Below are 16109 nucleotides of genomic sequence, written 5' to 3' on the forward strand. Positions count from 1 at the left end.
GGGAGCGTCGATGCCGGCCTATGCCTATCGCGCCGCCGATAAATCGGGCGCTTCGAAAAAGGGAGTGATCGAGGCGGTCAGTCCGGCGGCCGCGCGCGCGTCGCTGCGCGAACAGGGATTGTTGCCGGTATCGGTCGAGGCCGCCGCGCAGCGCAGCCGTGGCATAGTGCTGCCCAGCTTGCGCGGGCGCGGTGTCAGTTCGCGTAACCTCGCCACGCTGACGCGGCAGATTGCGACGCTGGTCGGTTCTGACATTTCGGTCGAAGAGGCGCTGCGGCTGGTCGCCACCCAGTCCGAACAGCCTGCCGTCAGCAGCCTGCTGCTCGATGTGCGCGCGGCAATCCTCGACGGGCGCAGCTTTGCAGTGGCGCTCGGTCAGCATCCCCGGGCATTCCCCGAATTCTACCGCGCTTCGGTCGCGGCGGGAGAGGCGTCGGGCAAGCTGCCCGGCGTGCTCGAACATCTCGCCCAATTCGTCGAAAATCGACAGGCCAATGGCCAGAAGCTTCAGCTGGCATTGCTCTATCCGGCGCTGCTCGCGACGGTTTCGTTCGGCATGATGGTGCTGCTGCTCGTCTATGTCGTTCCCGATATCGTGCGGGTGTTCGTCAGCCGCGGCGCGGACCTGCCGTTCCTGACGCGCGCGCTGATCGCGATCAGCTGGTTTCTTCAGAATTTCGGGCTGTGGCTGCTGCTTGGTATCGCGGTTGCGGCGTTGGTCGTGGGTCGCTGGTCGCGCGTGCCGAAGAACAAGCTGACGCTGCATCGGCTGTTCAACGAAAAATCGCCGCTGCGACGCTTTTCGCGCCAGCTCAATGCCGCGCGCTTTGCCGGCAGCCTCGCGACGCTTGTCGGCAGCGCGGTGCCGTTGGTCGAGGCGCTTCAGGCGGCGGCAGCGGTCACGCCCAACCATCATGTCCGTGAAAAAACGCTCGGCGTCGCGATGCGGGTGCGCGAAGGGATGAGCCTGCGCGCGGCGATGCAGGAATCGGGCGTATTCCCGACGATGCTGACTGCGATCGTCGCATCGGGCGAAGCGAGCGGCAAGCTCGCACCTGCATTGTCCCGGGCTTCGGGCGAGCTTGAGCGCGAACTCGACGCGCAGGTCTCGACTCTGGTTGCGCTCGCCGAACCGCTTGTGCTGCTCGTGATGGGCGGGCTGGTGCTGATGATGGTGCTGGCAATCCTGTTGCCGATCATCAACCTCAACGATCTGGTGACGATGTGAGGATCCGGCTCGCTACGATCACCCGGGCTGCATGCCGACGGGCTGATCGGGTCGGATCAGAATTGCGTCTCGATCGTCGCACCGGGCGGGATGCCCAGAAAGGGCAGGGTGCTCGCGCCCTCGGGCGTGGCAGTGATTTTCATGCTGCCGTCGTCCTGCAACACTGCCGAGATCAGCGCGTTGCGCCGCTGCGTAGCCGGGGTGAGGCGAAGTCGCGATTCATTTCCGATCGCCTGCGCATCGAAATAGAGCGCGGGGACCGGGCTTGCGGGTGCTGCGCTGCGCTGACCCCGGCAACTGCCCGGATCGGTGATGGCGGTTCCCTGAATCCGCTGATCCGAACCGCCGATCGCGATGCGATCCATCTTCACCTGCATCGTGAAATCGCAGCTAAAGGGCAGGCTGGCGCCCGCCAGTTGCAACAGGCTGGCATGCGCCGAACCGCTCACCTGATCGAGCACGACACGGCCCGGTCGCATCAGCATGCGCCCGCCCAGATCGGTGCCGGGTCCGGTGGCGGTCCAGTCGGCAGCGAAGCCCAGGCTGGTCAGCGAGCGCAGCGGCGCGAAGTGCCAGCGCAGCGTGCTGCCGCCCGCAATGCCCACTTCGCCGGACCACAAACTGCCCGACACGCCGGTGCGCCAGACATGGTTCTTGAACACCACGCTTGCCGGCATGGTGACCAGCATTGCCACGGCATAGGAGACTATGCCGAGCACAGCGAACAGGATAATAGAGCGACGTGCCACTGAACCTTCGCCTGGATGTGCCGTTGAACCGGCGCCGGCTGCTGCGCGCGACAGGATCGGGAATCGCAGCATCTGCGGCATTGGCATCACTCCCCTCATTCGCGGCAGGTCGCGAGGACCGACGACCGCTGGCATTGCTGCTTCCGCTCACCGGCCAGCATGCGGCGCTGGGGCTTAGCATGCGGCAGGCGGCGTTGCTCGCCGAAAGTGCCGACATGGTACAGGCATATGACACGGGTGGGACAGCCGAAGGCGCGGCGGCGGCGGCGGCACAGGCGCTGCGTCGCAACCCCGGTGCGATCCTGGGGCCGCTTACCGGGCCCGAAGTGCCCGCAGTCTCCGGCACGGTGAATGGGCGCGTGCCGATCATATCCTTTACCAACGACGCGGTTCAACGCGCGCCGGGCAGCTGGGTTTTCGGAATAACCCCGTCTCAGGTGACCAGCGCGATCCTGCGCTATGCGCGCGGTCGCGGGGTGCGCTCCGTCGCTATCGTCGATGACGGGACGCCCTGGAGTGCCGCTTCGGCGGTCGAGGCGGGGCGGATGGAATCCGAGCTGGGGATGCGCGTCGCGGTGGTTCAGCCTTCATCCGGGGCGCTTTCCTTCGCGCCGGAAGACGCCCCCGATGCCGTGCTGCTTCCCGGCAGCGGCGAACCGATGCTCGCGGTCGCGCGGCGGTTGCGCGGTTCGGGAATTCAGTTGCTCGGCACGGTGCAGGCGATCGACAATCGTCCCGACGCGCTGGAAGCGCTCGACGGCGCCTGGATCGCCGGCCCGGATCCGGAAAGGTTCGGCGATTTCGCGACCGAATATGAAGCGCGCAACGGCGGCAGTGCCGGGACGATCACCGCGCTTGCCTATGACGCCGCCAGCATCTGTCACGCGCTTCGCCAGCGCGATGCGTTGAGCGGCGAAGGTCTGCTCGCCAGCCAGGGGTTTCGCTGCGTCACCGGCGCGGTGCGGTTCCGCACCGACGGCAGCGTGGCGCGCGACTTTGCGATATTGCTGGCATCGCATGACGGCTTTGAAAAAGTGGCGGCGAGTTCGGGAGCATGAACGCCTATCCGCGCGGAGCCGGGCGCGAGTCGGGCTTCACGCTGATCGAAGTGATGATCTCGCTGGGCCTGTTCGCGCTGATCGCGGTAGCGGGCCTTGCGATGGTCGACGGCATATTGGGCGTGCAGCGGCGCACCGAAGTGCGGCTGGACCGGCTGACACAGCTTCAGCGTACGACCTATGTCGTTACGGACGATCTTGACCAGATCGCACGCGGCCCGATCGCCGGCGATGCGACGGGGATCCGCTTTACGCGGGCGGCACCGGGGATGGGCGGTGCGCCGGTGACGCTCGGCTATAGCCTCAGCGGCGATACGCTGGTGCGCACCATCGGCGGCATGCCGCAATTGCTGTTGCCGGGCGTCACTGCGGTGCGCTGGCGATATTGGGACGGCGAATGGCACGACAGCTGGCCGCTCGACGCGGATCATGCCCAGGATTGGCCGCGTGCCGTGTCGGTCGACCTGCAACTCGCGGGGCAGGGACCGGGCAGCGGCACGCTGCGCCGGATCGTAACCTTGCCTGCCCGGGTCGCGGAAGATGCGGGGCGCGGCGAATGACGCACCGGCGCCGTAAGGCCGATCGCGAGGAAGGTATGATCCTTGTCAACGTGCTGATGTTCGTCGCGATCGCCGCGGCACTGGTATTGCTGCTCGTCAGCCGCGAGGAACTGGCGCTCGATCGCGGCTTGCGAATGCGGGAGGCATCGCGCGCGCTCGCGATTGTCCGCGGCGGAGAATTGTCGGCGCTGGTCGCGCTGCGCCGCGATGCCGAGGAACAGCACGTTGCCGCCGATCACCGCAAAGAGGCCTGGGCACATCTTTCCGAAAGCGGCGCGCCGATCGAAGGCGGCAGTTTCGACCTGGCCATCGCCGACGCGCAGGGCCGGTTCAATATCAATATGGTGCGCAGCGGCGCGGTGGCGCCGGTTATCCTGTTCCGCAATATCGCCGCCTATGCCGGTGTTACGCCCGAACAGGCGCAGCGGCTGATCGAACTGATCGTGGCGACGGGACCGGTTACCGATCTGCGCCCGCTGCGCATGGCGGGCGTCGATCCGAAGGCGGCGGCGGTGCTCGAACGGCTGGTGACCGCGCTGCCGGGTGAGACGACGATCAATCTCAATGCCGCCGATCCCGCGCTGATCGGATTATTGTTTCGCGATGGTGCCATCGCCGGGCAGCTGCTGGCGATCCGCGACCGGCAGGGGTTTCTTACCGACGCGGATCTTGAGCGGTTGCAAGTCGAGATGCCGCGCGGCGCATCCTTCGCTTCGGATAGTTTCTGGGTCCGCACCCGTGCGACGATCGGCGGGACCAGCCAGCAGGAAGCGACTCTGATTCGCCGGCGCAGGACCGAGGCGGGGAAGGTCGAGGCGGTGCCGGTCGAGCGCTGGCGCGGTGCGGCGATCCCGCCCGATGCACCGCAGTTTTCCGCCGCCGCGGACGTGCGCTGAAAGCGAAAAAGGAAAATGGTCGGGAAGAGAGGATTCGAACCTCCGGCCCCTGCCTCCCGAAGACAGTGCTCTACCAGGCTGAGCTACTCCCCGACGGAGAACCGGTCCTCTTTTCGCTTTCGGGAGCGAACCGGCTTGAGCTTGGAGCGGCGCCTATAACGGTGCGCGGGGCGGTGCGCAAGCGGTTCGTGCTGGTTAGTCGGCAGCGGCGCCTCTTGCGGCCAGCATCGCGTCGATTCGCGTGAATTTCTCACGCGGGGCGCCGTCCCGGGCAGCGGCGATTTCGGCGGTGTCGATCTTTTGCCAGTCGCGAAAGGTGACGACATCGATGCCGCGTGCGGCAAGCAGCGAATCGAGGCCCGGTCGTCCGGGCTTGCCGCTTCCGCCGGTCAGGTCCTCGCCGATCTTTTCGGCAATGGCATAGCCATCGGGCTTGTTGGTGCCGATCGTGCCGGTCGGTCCGCGCCGCGCCCAGCCGACCGCATAAAGGCCCGGCGCGATCCGCCCTTCGTCATTGGCGAAGCGACCCTGTTTCTCGTCATAGGGCACGCCGGGAATCGCAGGCGTGCGATAGCCGATGCAACTGACCACCAGCCCGGCGGGAATTTCATAGGTTTCACCACTACCCTCGGCACGTCCGTCTGCCGTCAGGCGGGTGCGTTCGACGACGACGCTGTCGACCTGGCCTTGCCCGCGAATTTCGACCGGGCGGGCGAAGAAATCGAAGATGATGCGGATCGGCTTGTCCGAAGCCGCGCCCGTCGCCGCATAGCCGCGCAGATGGCTGACCGATTTGCGCTGACCGGGATCGAGCGCGTCGTCGCTTTCCACCGGCGGAAAATCGGCGGGATCGACCACCGGGGTGGCGCGGGAAAGATTGCCGAGCTCGCCCAGTTCCTTGGGCGTCATTGCGATCTGATGCGGTCCGCGACGACCGAGAAGGGTGATGGTATCGATCTTCGCCGCGCGCAATGCGGTCAGCGCGTGCTGGACGATGTCCGACCCGTCAAATTCGCTTTCGGCCTTGGCCAGGATGCGCGCGACATCGAGTGCGACATTGCCGTTGCCGATCACGACCGCGCCGGGGCCGTGCAGGGCGGGGGCGAGGTCGGCATGATCGGGATGGCCGTTATACCAGCCGACAAAGGCCGCCGACCCGACCACGCCGGGCAGATCGCTGCCCGGGATGTCGATCGTGCGATCCGCCGGGGCGCCGGTGGCAAGCACCACGGCGTCATACAGATCCTGCAGCTCGGCGACGGTGATGTCCTGACCCACGCTGACATTGCCGACGAAGCGGACATTGTCGGTCAGCGCGACGGCTTCATAGCGGCGCGAGACATTCTTGATCGATTGATGATCGGGCGCGACGCCGGTGCGGATCAGGCCGAAGGGAACCGGCAACCGGTCGATCACATCGATGCGGCAATCCTCGCCAAACGCCTTCTGACATGCTTCGGCGGTGTAATAGCCTGCCGGGCCCGAACCGATTACTGCGATATGGCGCATGCGCCTCTCCTCGAATCTGCGCGCAGCCTAGCCGCCATTCGAAAGAGGGCAAGCGATACCGCCGGAAAGGCGCCGGTCCGTATTGCCGCAACGGTGAGCGGGGTCCGAGCCGCGCTCCGGTGGCGCAATGTTATTCGGCGGCCATCAGCGATGCGGGGCGGCCGGTGATCGACGCGGCGACGACGCGGTTCCGGCCCGCCTCCTTGGCCTGATACAGCGCTTCGTCGGCGGATTTCAGAGCGTCTTCGGGCGTGCGGTGCGTTTCCGGAATCGCCGCCACGCCAAAGGATGCGGAGATCGACGCGTCATAGCGCGCGGAAAGGGTTTCGATCCGTTCGCGCATAGCCTCGGCCTTTTCGGTCGCCTGGCTGAGGCTGCAATCGGGCAGCAGCACCACCAGCTCTTCGCCGCCATAGCGGCAGGCGACATCGCTGCTGCGGAGCGATGCGATCAGCGCGCTGGCCGCGTCGCGCAGCACGGCATCGCCGGTGGCATGGCCATGTTCGTCGTTGAGTTTCTTGAAATGATCGAGATCGACCATGATGATCGACAGCGAACTGCGCGTGCGATCGGCGACGGCAGAAAGCCGTTCGAGCGCATCCTGCATATAGCGGCGATTGTAGAGGCCGGTCAGCGGATCGCGCAGCGCCTGATGCCGCAGCGTTTCGCGCAGCCGGATGCTCGACACGGCGAGCGACATCGCATCGGCCAGCGCCTCGGCAGTCGCTTCGATTCTTTTCAGCGCCGAAATGTCCTGACTGTCCGGCGGCGTCAGCTTCAGCAGGCCCTGAATTTCGCCATGGGCCAGCATCGGGATTTCGAGCACGGGCAGGTGCGAATGATGGTGTTCGCAACAAATGGTGCCGCGCCCTTCGTGATTGAGGTGGTGCTTGCCGCGTTTCAGCGCCCAGCAGCTTTCCGGCGATAGCGCAGGGGAAAGCGGCGATTCGTCGGGCCAGCTCCAGCAAATGGTCATTTCCAGCCGGTCGCGCGAATTGTTGAAGACATAGAGGCCGCCGCCAAAGCCATCGAGCAGGTTTTCCGCCGTCGCCCGAAGCACGGTATAGGCGTCGCCCGCTCCGCGCGCGCTCTGCAGCATGTTGGTCATCTGGAGCAGCTGTTCGACATCGCGGCGCTGGCGATCGGCGTATTGTGCAGCCAGGGTGCGTGCATTCACCAGCCGCTGACCCATCGGTTTGGCAATGGCGACGCATATCACGATGGCGATGACAGTGGTGAATTCGAACCAGATCAGCGTGGCGTCGAGCGGGCCATAGACGAGCAGTCCGGTGAGGCGGAACAGGATCAGCAGGACCGCCGCCAACATCACCAGCCGCGGGAACCAGTCGAGCCGACGCTGAAGCGTTTCAAGCTCGGAATTCGATTGCGGCAACATCATCGACGCATTCTGATGAAACAGCGTTAAGACTCCGTATATGGCGAGGTTAGGAATGCGCCGGAGCAACCGGGCGGCAGCGCAGCCGGGCCAGGGGGCGGGACGGAGCGACCTAACCCGAAAACCGCAATTTTACGTGCAAAGTTCGCACCGGTTCGCACCCCAACGCGCGTGCGCACGCCCGCACATGCGCGCGCGAGAGGATCGGGCGCGGGGTCGGGGGAAACATCGGGGTGGAACGTATCAGAAACATTTGTTGTAGGACAGGGGTTGGGAGGCGGCGGGTTTGCGCCCTAGTTTCTGACGTTCCCGTCAAATTTCGACGAACCCAAAACGGGACATTGCTCGGAAAATTTCTATTACCTCAATAAAGGGCGCGCCCCTCCTAGCTGAGCACGCAGGAGGGACTGCGGATTTGTTTTAACGGCTAACAACAAAATGCTGCACCTCGCAAACAGGACCAAGTCAGTTGTACAGATTCCAACGTTCTCTAAGGCGTTCGACTGTGGTGCGCCATTTTGGTGTTGTGGGCTTGCAAACGGTGTTCTGGTTCCCGAACATGCCGATCTCATTGATCGCGGCTTCGATCGGAACCGAGCGGAGCCATTTGACTGGGACGAAATACTCCATGCGTTCGGGGTCCTCGATAGCCTCCCGATGGTACGTGCCCCCTCGCAAAACATCCGCCGCCGGTTGCTCCACGCCGTCAACATCAATCTTGAACTCGGTTATCGGTTCACGTGGACCTACAACTTCGCCCACGCCCACAAAGCCGTAGCCAGGTGCCTTCACCCAGACGTGGTCGCCCGGAGAGAGTAGGTTGAGGGTATTGCTATACCACGTCCCGCCGCCGCCACTGATGAAGCCGTACTTTCGCCCTTCAGACCAATCGCGCGTCTCACTATGGCCAAAGCAGGCATAGAACTGCCCGTTCCAAGGCTCACGCTCCCTCGGACCTCGCGAAGTCGGCGTAGAAGCGCTGACCTGCGTGTGGACCGGATCGACCAGCCAAGTTCTGCTCAGCAGTTGCTGCCCGCCATGATCGAACACCTGGAAGCAAAGAACATTGATGGCGATCCCCTTGTCACCGAGATAGCGCACGATCCTCTCGCTACTTTCGTCGAGATGCGTTGCGACGATGACAACCTGATGGCTTTGGTTGAGTTCGTCCTCATCGAGTGCCTGTCCAAAGCGAGCGCGGAAATCGGCCGCCAGGTCCCGGCCTGGTGCGAAGCGATCATAGATCGCGGCGATGTCATCAGCTTCCAGATCTTCGACCCAGCATGCATAGTCTAGCGCCTGAGCTACCACCTCTCGGGGTGTCCGATCGCGTTTGAGTTCGATGAGAACGAGTGCACCATCTGGGGCAACTGCTAGAAGGTCGAGCCTTCCCGTCACCGTCCGCTCCTGACGCCCTATAAGCATCCATTCGTCGGAGAGAATGCGAGGGGCAGCAATGATCATATCCTCGAGCAGACGCTCGGAGGGAAACGTCGCTTCGGGAAGCGAGGATGGCTGATCGGAGACTGTCCAAAGAGCGGTACGTTGGGGCATTAGGTGTGTTGCCTCCATTCCAAGGCAGTGTGCGAATGCTCGCTCACATGAACGAAAGTCCTGCCTTCTGCCTGTACCGCGCGGATCACGTACTCTGATGGATGATCGTAGCTATTGGGTCCGGCGGCGGCGGCGAATTGGGAGGCATTTGGCAATGCACTGAAGAGCGTAAGGCTGAAGTTTGCGCGTGAACCATGGTGAGGCAGAGCAAAGACGTTCACTTTGTCTAGAAGGCGGCGATAGTGCTGGATGAAGGCATCTCGGCGTCGAAAGACGTCCAAATGCATATCACCCGTGCAGAGCCAGCCTACTGCGCCACGATGGCGTTGACGCGAGAACCGCGAAAATCGGTAGTGACGGTCAGTCCAGGAAAACCAGGCGCCGCTCTTAACCGGTCCAGCATACAAGGCCATCGAAACCAGATTATGATCCTTCCAGATCACGTCGTAACACTCTTTGAGCTCGGTTCTCAGTCTCTGGTCCGCCAAGATGACTTGCAGAAAGTCTGCATCGGAGTGCTTCCCGCGAAAGCGCTTGATGAGTTCCGCTTCGAAGGCGGCCAACGCTGATTTCGACGGTCTGTGCGCGTGGGGAGACAATATCCAGTCCAACGGTTGGCCCGCCCAAAGATGCAATGTTGCCCCGTCCTCCAGCCGCTGCACCGTTGGATTTTCCGGATAATGGGCAGTCCCGTCACCGTCGGGTGGAGCGACAGGCTTGCCAACCCATTTGGATTTTATTGGTCCATCACCTCCGCCATCGCCAACTTCAGGAATGAAAGGGCCATCACCGCCTTCATCGTCGTCGTCCCTCGGCTCGATAAACGTGATCCGCTCAACGCCACGCTCGCGAAACCAGCCCTCGATGTCATCCAGAAAGGTTAGAAATCCACCTGTCAGCGCCCCCATTGCGGCATCATGCGCTACGGCAACGATCCGGTCGATGTCGCGAAGGTAAGGCAACACGACCTCCTCCACGCGGGCTTTCGCCAGCAGGCTGTCGATCCCGTTGACGTGATCGCTGTCCAGATGAGACAGGAAGAGCAATTGCAAGTCACCCTGCGCGGCGACAATCGCAATCTCACGGTCGCGTGCGTGGGTCTGGTTAGACCCGCAATCGTAGGCCCAATGCAGGCTTCCCCCTTGAGTTTCGAGAAGCCCGCTCATCAACCCACCTTGGCCGACGGGGTGCTGGATCATTGTCACGTTCATCATGCTCAACCTCCGCCGCACAGGCATGTGATCGCATTGATCAGACTGCAAATCTTCTGACCGATCCACTGGTAACGGCCTCGGACTGCTCACAGCAAAAGCAGCCTGCTATCAACGCGCCTTTCGTTCTTTTGGTCTCTAACGACTCTGGGATAAAAGTGGCTACTTTCTGCGGCCCAGAACCGCAAAGCGGACCTACCGCTGACGGCCCAGTTCCCGGCAATCACATCGCCGCCACATATCTAGCGCCTGTACGCCTGCTGAGCGCGTGTAATTTTTGCTGACCGTTGCGAGATCCGGACCTTGCTGTCCCGAAACTCGTCAACCGGCGTGAAATGGATTAGGCTGGGGGGATGGCAGCCCAGCACGAAGATTCCGTGGAGGCGGTGTTGCACTCGTCCTCGAGTGCCGCAAAGTCGTTTGTCGCGGCCAGCTGGTGTCGATCGGGCCTCAAACACGGGCTCGATGCAGGCGATGCGCGGGCGCCCGAGCTGATTTCGGGCGCCGACCTTACGCAGCGGCGACAGCGTCACGAATTGATGCTGGAAGTGGCGCGCCCGCTGCTCGACCAGTTGTTCCAGACCGTTGCGGCCACCGGTTGCGCGGTAATGCTGTCGGATAATGACGGCGTCATTCTCGAAGCGCGCAGCAGCGCGGGCGATCGCGCAATGTTCGACACGGTCGGGCTGACGCCGGGCGGCGTCTGGAGCGAGAGCCGCGAGGGGACCAACGGGATCGGGACCTGCCTTGTCGAAGGCCGGCCGGTCATGATCCACCGCGACCAGCATTTCGCCAGCCGTAACATCGGTATCAGCTGCATGGATGCGCCGGTCCGGGATGCGGCGGGACAGCTGGTGGGGGCGCTGGATATCTCCAATTGCCGCGACGATCACACCGCCGCGATGGGCGCGCTGGTCCAGAAGATCGTTCAGGATGCCGCGCGCAGGATCGAAAGCGGCGTGTTTCGCCGGTATTACGAAGGGCATCGCATCATCGACGCGAACCTTCCCGGTGGCGATGCGGCATTGCTGGCGGTCGATCGCGACGATCTGGTCATCGGCGCCACGCATGCGGCGCGCCATCGCTTCAGCCTTACCGATGCGTGCCTGACCGGGTGCCGCAGCGCTGCCGAAATCCTGGGCGGCGAAAGTGCGGCATCGTTTCGCGACTCGGAACGCGCGGTGTTGCGACGTGCGCTGGCGCAAGCCGATGGCAATGCCACCCAGGCTGCCAAAACGCTCGGAATCGGTCGGGCGACGCTGTATCGGCGGATGGAAAAGGTCGGTCTGGCGCGCGGCTGACGAGCCGTTCTTCCAACCTGTCTCGATAGCGAGACAGTTTCGCGCCGCGTCGCGCGGGCGCCTCTTCTCAGCGTCGCGCTTTCGCGAAACCATCCTCCTCAAGACCGGAGCATCCGGCGATCTTGATGAGGATGAACTGATGGACATGCAAACCAATCCGGCGGCATCGATGACCGCGCCCTTTGCAGAGAAGTATGACAACTTCATCGGCGGCAAATGGGTGGCGCCCAGGGACGGGCGCTATTTCGACAATATCTCCTCGATCACCGGCAAATCGGTCGGCAAGATTGCGCGCAGCCAGGCGGTCGACATCGATGCCGCGCTAGACGCCGCCCATGCCGCGAAGGATGGCTGGGGCCGCACCAGCGTCGCCGAGCGCGCGCTGGTCCTGAACCGGATCGCCGACCGGATGGAGGACAATCTCGCCAAGCTGGCGGTCGCCGAAACCTGGGACAACGGCAAACCGCTGCGCGAGACGATGGCCGCCGACATTCCGCTGGCGATCGACCATTTCCGCTATTTCGCGGGCTGCATCCGCGCGCAGGAAGGCGGCATTTCGGAGATCGACCACGATACGGTCGCCTATCATTTTCACGAGCCGCTGGGCGTGGTCGGCCAGATCATCCCGTGGAACTTTCCGATCCTGATGGCGGTGTGGAAGCTCGCCCCGGCGCTGGCGGCGGGCAATTGCGTGGTGCTCAAACCCGCCGAGCAGACCCCGGCATCGATCATGGTGCTGATGGAACTGATCGGCGACCTGCTGCCCGCCGGAGTGGTCAACGTGGTCAACGGGTTCGGTGTGGAAGCGGGCAAGCCGCTCGCCAGCAGCAGCCGGATCGCCAAGATCGCCTTTACCGGTGAGACCACAACCGGCCGCCTCATCATGCAATATGCCACCGAGAACCTGATCCCGGTGACGCTGGAACTGGGCGGGAAGAGCCCGAACATCTTCTTCGAAGACGTCTGCCGCGAGGATGACGACTATCTCGACAAGGCGATCGAAGGCTTTGCGATGTTCGCGCTCAATCAGGGCGAGGTGTGCACCTGCCCCAGCCGCGCGCTGGTCCATGAGAGCATCTATGACCGCTTCATGGAAAAGGCGATCAAGCGCGTCGAAGCGATCAAGGCGGGCAATCCGCTCGACATGGAGACCATGATCGGCGCGCAGGCCTCCTCCGAACAGCAGCAGAAGATCCTCTCCTATATCGACATCGGCAAGCAGGAGGGCGCGCAGCTGCTGACCGGCGGCGAAGCGGCGCGGTTCGAGGGCGAGATCGCGGACGGCTACTACGTCAAACCCACCGTGTTCCGCGGCAACAACCGGATGCGCATCTTCCAGGAGGAGATCTTCGGGCCCGTCCTCTCGGTCACGACTTTCAAGGATCAGGACGAGGCGCTGAGCATCGCCAACGACACGCTCTATGGTCTGGGCGCGGGCGTGTGGAGCCGGGATGCCAACACCTGCTATCGCTTCGGCCGTGCGATCCAGGCCGGGCGCGTGTGGACCAACTGCTACCACGCCTATCCCGCCCACGCGGCGTTTGGCGGTTACAAGCAGTCGGGCATCGGGCGCGAAAACCACCGCATGATGCTCGACCACTATCAGCAGACCAAGAACATGCTGGTCAGCTACAGCGCGAAGAAGCTCGGCTTCTTCTGAGGCGGCGGCGCGGTGCGGCGGACATTCGCTGCACCGGCCCCAAACCATAAAAATTCAGGAGAGATGTCATGAGCAAGACCATGAAAGCTGCCGTCGTGCGCGCCTTCGGCGAACCGCTGCGGATCGAGGAGGTGCCCGTTCCCGAAGTCGGCCCCGGCACGATACAGGTCGCGATCCAGGCCTCGGGCGTGTGCCATACCGATCTGCACGCGGCGGAGGGCGACTGGCCGGTCAAGCCCGAACCGCCCTTCATTCCGGGGCATGAGGGTGTCGGCTTCGTGTCCGCCGTGGGCAAGGGCGTTACCCATGTGAAGGAAGGCGACCGGGTCGGCGTGCCCTGGCTCTACACCGCCTGCGGCCATTGCGTGCATTGCCTCGGCGGGTGGGAAACGCTGTGCGAAAGCCAGCTCAACACCGGCTATTCGGTCAATGGCGGGTTCGCCGACTATGTGCTGGCCGACCCCAATTATGTTGGCCACCTGCCCGACAATATCGGCTTCAACGAAATCGCCCCGGTGCTGTGCGCAGGCGTCACGGTCTACAAGGGGCTGAAGATGACCGACACCAAGCCGGGCGATGCGGTGGTCATCTCGGGCATTGGCGGGCTCGGCCATATGGCGGTGCAATATGCGGTGGCGATGGGGCTGAACGTGGTGGCGGTGGACGTCGACGATGCCAAGCTTGACCTCGCGCGCAAGCTGGGTGCAAAGGAGACGGTCAACGCCCGGACCGACAATGACCCTGCCGCTACGGTGAAGCGATTGACCGGCGGCGGCGCGCGCGGCGCGCTGGTGACCGCCGTCAGCGAGAAGGCGTTCGAACAGGCGGTCGGCATGATCGGGCGCGGCGGGACTGTTGCGCTCAACGGTCTGCCGCCGGGCGATTTCCCGCTCAACATCTTCGGCATGGTGCTGAACGGCATCACCGTGCGCGGCTCCATCGTCGGCACCCGGCTGGACCTTCAGGAATCGCTGGACTTCGCCGCCGATGGCAAGGTGGCGGCGACCATCTCCACCGCCCGGCTGGAGGACATCAATTCGGTGTTCGACCGGATGCACAAGGGCCAGATCGAAGGGCGCGTGGTCCTCGACATGACGCAGTAAGACCAGGCGACATACCGAGCGAGACGGCGATCACGCTGGAGGGCCGAGCGCTCCACCGCGTGATCGCCTGTGCGCGGATCGGGGCTGTTTCGGCAATCTGGCGCAAGCCCCGGCGCCCTATGGCATCGCGGCGGACGCGGTCATGCTGCTCTTCGAGACGGTTCGGGAACGCATCGCGGAGTTTACGCCGGCCGATGCGGTCTGACGGCGCCACGATCCAGCCGGATTACGGGCGCGAAACCGCGCTGGAGGCCATGTCTACATTTCGGCCAGGTCGATCATCGCGAGAAGTTTGAGCGTGTTGCCGAAATAATCCCCATCCTCGACCGGAATCGCGACCATTGCAGCCCATAGGGCATCCATCCACGCCTGATCGGCCTCCGCATCGCCGCTGCCGGCAATCGCCCCGGCCGCGAACATGGATATCCAGCCCGGCTCGCCGGTCCACTGGCCGTCTGTCGGGATGCTGCCGTCCAGCCGATAGGTTGACGCGATCCTGGCGGGATCGCCCCCGGTCAGGGTCCGGATCCAGAAATTGATGCTTCTGAGACTTTCGCCGGCGCGGGGATCGCGGCTGCGCCTGTAGTCGGCCGCCAGCCGATAGGGGTAGCGCAGCGCATTCCAGGAATAATAGCCGTCATAATCGCCTTCCAGAAAGCCCGGATCGGCGGGGCGCGGGTTGTCCGGCATACCGACCATGAAGTCCGGGACGAGGCCCGTATTCGGCGCGTAGTGGGCGGAAATATCGCTCCAGACCGCATATCCCGCGCTGCGGATCTCGTCCCATCGGCCGGCATCGCTGCCGCCTGCTTCGGCAAAAACCGTGAAATTATAAGGCATGAAGTCCGACGATCGCGAGGCGACGTCGTAGACATCATAGGTTGCCCAGTCGCCCAGTTTGACGAGGTTGTGAACGGTAATCTCCCGTTCCAGAATGGCTTGCCTGACCTCGGCCGCGTCCGCCGCATATCCGCCCCATCGCTCGTCGGCCAGATAAAGCGCCAAAGCGATATCGAGGTCGCCGTCGCTCGCGGTGGAATCGCCGTCGGGCGCGTCGTTGCAATCGCGGGTCTGGTTCCATGCCATAAGGCCGGGGCCGCTTGCGGCTGGATGCAGCCGGAAGAAGGCGAGCATTTCGTCGAAGAGCATTTTCGAGCGATTGTCGCGATCCGCCATCCGTGCCAGGGCGAGCATGCCATAGCCGTGGGCTTCCGACACGGTCAGCGTATTGGGTGCGCTGTCCCCATAGGTGTCGCGGCCGTCGCCTGCCGTGTCGACATAGGCGCCGCCGCACCCTTCGCGAAGATAGACGCGCTTCCAATCCTGCCAGAAGCTGTCCAGCGCCGCCCTGCGTTCTGCGAGGGTTGCGGTGGGGTATATGAGGGTCTCTGCCGCCACGGGCGGCGGGGATGGTGGAGGGGGGGAGGGCGCCGGTGGCGTGTTGGCTGGCGGGGTGGGCGTAGGCGATGCGCTATCCTCTCCCCCGCACGCCGTTATGCAAGAGAAGGCGAGCAGTGAATATCCCAATCGCGACCAGAGCTTTGTCTTCATATGCATTGTATCCTGCACCCTTTCCGAGCCCGCAAACATCCTCGCTGATGGTCCAATACTATGCCGATGGGCGTGGCAAGCCCTGCTCCCCTGTGGCCGCCGCCCGGCGCCATCGCTTTTCCCACGGGCAGGTTGCGGCATGACCTGACGTCGCTCGCCGAAGCCGCCCTTGTCGGCATGCCGCACGACATCAAGGGGCAGGCCGACCAGATCGGCGATATCTCCACGCTGGCCGATCCGGCGGTGGTGCAGCAGCTGCGCGAAGGGATGCAGCATCCGGATTGAGCGCGATTCGGGGGCGCGGCGTCCCCGACTCGTCCGGCCCGACTCGTC

The 16109-nt window shown here is 63.8% G+C and carries 13 protein-coding genes and 1 tRNA gene; 7 read left to right on the top strand and 7 right to left on the bottom strand.

From position 1 onward, the window contains the following. Nucleotides 1-10 precede the first annotated feature (10 nt). Nucleotides 11-1228: a type II secretion system F family protein gene (locus DKB74_RS02065; protein WP_109806435.1), complete on the top strand. Its 1218-nt coding sequence runs from the start codon at nt 11-13 to the stop codon at nt 1226-1228. 56 nt (nt 1229-1284) lie between these two features. Here the strand turns inward: DKB74_RS02065 and gspN are convergent, their stop codons facing one another. Beyond that, nucleotides 1285-1977, bottom strand: coding sequence for a type II secretion system protein N (gspN, locus tag DKB74_RS02070; RefSeq protein WP_239987337.1), 693 nt, complete (start codon nt 1975-1977; stop codon nt 1285-1287). Between gspN and DKB74_RS02075 the strand changes: the two genes are divergently transcribed. From DKB74_RS02075 to DKB74_RS02085, 3 genes are read left to right on the top strand one after another with little or no spacing between them, the layout of a single operon-like run. Continuing rightward, nucleotides 1971-3035 (top strand): ABC transporter substrate-binding protein, encoded by a 1065-nt coding sequence (locus tag DKB74_RS02075; RefSeq protein WP_239987338.1) that lies wholly within the window; start codon nt 1971-1973, stop codon nt 3033-3035. The two genes, gspN and DKB74_RS02075, sit on opposite strands and share 7 nt — an antisense overlap. Beyond that, nucleotides 3032-3595: a type II secretion system protein GspJ gene (locus DKB74_RS02080; RefSeq protein WP_109806437.1), complete on the top strand. Its 564-nt coding sequence runs from the start codon at nt 3032-3034 to the stop codon at nt 3593-3595. The genes DKB74_RS02075 and DKB74_RS02080 overlap by 4 nt, the downstream gene beginning before the upstream one ends. Nucleotides 3596-3630: 35 nt before the next feature. Beyond that, nucleotides 3631-4491, top strand: coding sequence for a type II secretion system minor pseudopilin (locus DKB74_RS02085; RefSeq protein WP_239987339.1), 861 nt, complete (start codon nt 3631-3633; stop codon nt 4489-4491). Between the two features lie 16 nt (nt 4492-4507). Here DKB74_RS02085 and DKB74_RS02090 read toward each other — a convergent pair. The 5 genes from DKB74_RS02090 to DKB74_RS02110 form a co-directional block, all read right to left on the bottom strand. Continuing rightward, nucleotides 4508-4584, bottom strand: a tRNA-Pro gene (locus DKB74_RS02090). Nucleotides 4585-4686: 102 nt separating this feature from the next. Continuing rightward, nucleotides 4687-6000: an FAD-dependent oxidoreductase gene (locus DKB74_RS02095; protein ID WP_109806439.1), complete on the bottom strand. Its 1314-nt coding sequence runs from the start codon at nt 5998-6000 to the stop codon at nt 4687-4689. A gap of 130 nt (nt 6001-6130) precedes the next feature. Then, on the bottom strand, nt 6131-7396 hold the full coding sequence (locus DKB74_RS02100) for a GGDEF domain-containing protein (RefSeq protein ID WP_161956773.1): 1266 nt from the start codon (nt 7394-7396) through the stop codon (nt 6131-6133). Between the two features lie 465 nt (nt 7397-7861). After that, nucleotides 7862-8950 carry an endonuclease NucS domain-containing protein gene (locus tag DKB74_RS02105; protein ID WP_109806441.1) on the bottom strand — a complete coding sequence of 363 codons (1089 nt, stop codon included), beginning with the start codon at nt 8948-8950 and terminating at the stop codon, nt 7862-7864. Next, nucleotides 8950-10164 (bottom strand): ComEC/Rec2 family competence protein, encoded by a 1215-nt coding sequence (locus DKB74_RS02110; protein WP_145960875.1) that lies wholly within the window; start codon nt 10162-10164, stop codon nt 8950-8952. Before DKB74_RS02110 ends, DKB74_RS02105 begins: the two co-directional genes overlap by 1 nt. A gap of 350 nt (nt 10165-10514) precedes the next feature. Between DKB74_RS02110 and DKB74_RS02115 the strand changes: the two genes are divergently transcribed. The 3 genes from DKB74_RS02115 to adhP all read left to right on the top strand — a co-directional run bounded on the left by DKB74_RS02115 (nt 10515) and on the right by adhP (nt 14225). Continuing rightward, on the top strand, nt 10515-11462 hold the full coding sequence (locus DKB74_RS02115) for a GAF domain-containing protein (protein WP_109806443.1): 948 nt from the start codon (nt 10515-10517) through the stop codon (nt 11460-11462). Nucleotides 11463-11601: 139 nt separating this feature from the next. Beyond that, nucleotides 11602-13122 carry an aldehyde dehydrogenase gene (gene adh / locus DKB74_RS02120; RefSeq protein ID WP_109806444.1) on the top strand — a complete coding sequence of 507 codons (1521 nt, stop codon included), beginning with the start codon at nt 11602-11604 and terminating at the stop codon, nt 13120-13122. Nucleotides 13123-13190: 68 nt separating this feature from the next. Continuing rightward, nucleotides 13191-14225 carry an alcohol dehydrogenase AdhP gene (gene adhP, locus DKB74_RS02125; RefSeq protein WP_109806445.1) on the top strand — a complete coding sequence of 345 codons (1035 nt, stop codon included), beginning with the start codon at nt 13191-13193 and terminating at the stop codon, nt 14223-14225. A gap of 258 nt (nt 14226-14483) precedes the next feature. Here adhP and DKB74_RS02130 read toward each other — a convergent pair whose 3' ends face one another. Next, on the bottom strand, nt 14484-16052 hold the full coding sequence (locus tag DKB74_RS02130; protein ID WP_205007831.1) for a family 8 glycosyl hydrolase: 1569 nt from the start codon (nt 16050-16052) through the stop codon (nt 14484-14486). Nucleotides 16053-16109 lie beyond the last annotated feature (57 nt).

Source organism: Stakelama portus, from assembly GCF_003171655.1.
GTDB classification, from domain to species: Bacteria; Pseudomonadota; Alphaproteobacteria; order Sphingomonadales; family Sphingomonadaceae; genus Sphingomonas; species Sphingomonas portus.

Excerpts from the sequence above, each read along its gene's own strand:
- DKB74_RS02065 (WP_109806435.1), top strand. The coding sequence starts at position 11 with ATGCCGGCCTATGCCTATCGCGCCGCCGATAAATCGGGCGCTTCGAAA.
- DKB74_RS02080 (WP_109806437.1), top strand. The coding sequence starts at position 3,032 with ATGAACGCCTATCCGCGCGGAGCCGGGCGCGAGTCGGGCTTCACGCTG.
- DKB74_RS02085 (WP_239987339.1), top strand. The coding sequence starts at position 3,631 with ATGATCCTTGTCAACGTGCTGATGTTCGTCGCGATCGCCGCGGCACTG.
- DKB74_RS02095 (WP_109806439.1), bottom strand. The coding sequence starts at position 6,000 with ATGCGCCATATCGCAGTAATCGGTTCGGGCCCGGCAGGCTATTACACC.
- DKB74_RS02100 (WP_161956773.1), bottom strand. The coding sequence starts at position 7,396 with ATGTTGCCGCAATCGAATTCCGAGCTTGAAACGCTTCAGCGTCGGCTC.
- DKB74_RS02105 (WP_109806441.1), bottom strand. The coding sequence starts at position 8,950 with ATGCCCCAACGTACCGCTCTTTGGACAGTCTCCGATCAGCCATCCTCG.
- DKB74_RS02110 (WP_145960875.1), bottom strand. The coding sequence starts at position 10,164 with ATGATGAACGTGACAATGATCCAGCACCCCGTCGGCCAAGGTGGGTTG.
- DKB74_RS02115 (WP_109806443.1), top strand. The coding sequence starts at position 10,515 with ATGGCAGCCCAGCACGAAGATTCCGTGGAGGCGGTGTTGCACTCGTCC.
- adh (WP_109806444.1), top strand. The coding sequence starts at position 11,602 with ATGGACATGCAAACCAATCCGGCGGCATCGATGACCGCGCCCTTTGCA.
- adhP (WP_109806445.1), top strand. The coding sequence starts at position 13,191 with ATGAGCAAGACCATGAAAGCTGCCGTCGTGCGCGCCTTCGGCGAACCG.
- DKB74_RS02130 (WP_205007831.1), bottom strand. The coding sequence starts at position 16,052 with ATGCTGCATCCCTTCGCGCAGCTGCTGCACCACCGCCGGATCGGCCAG.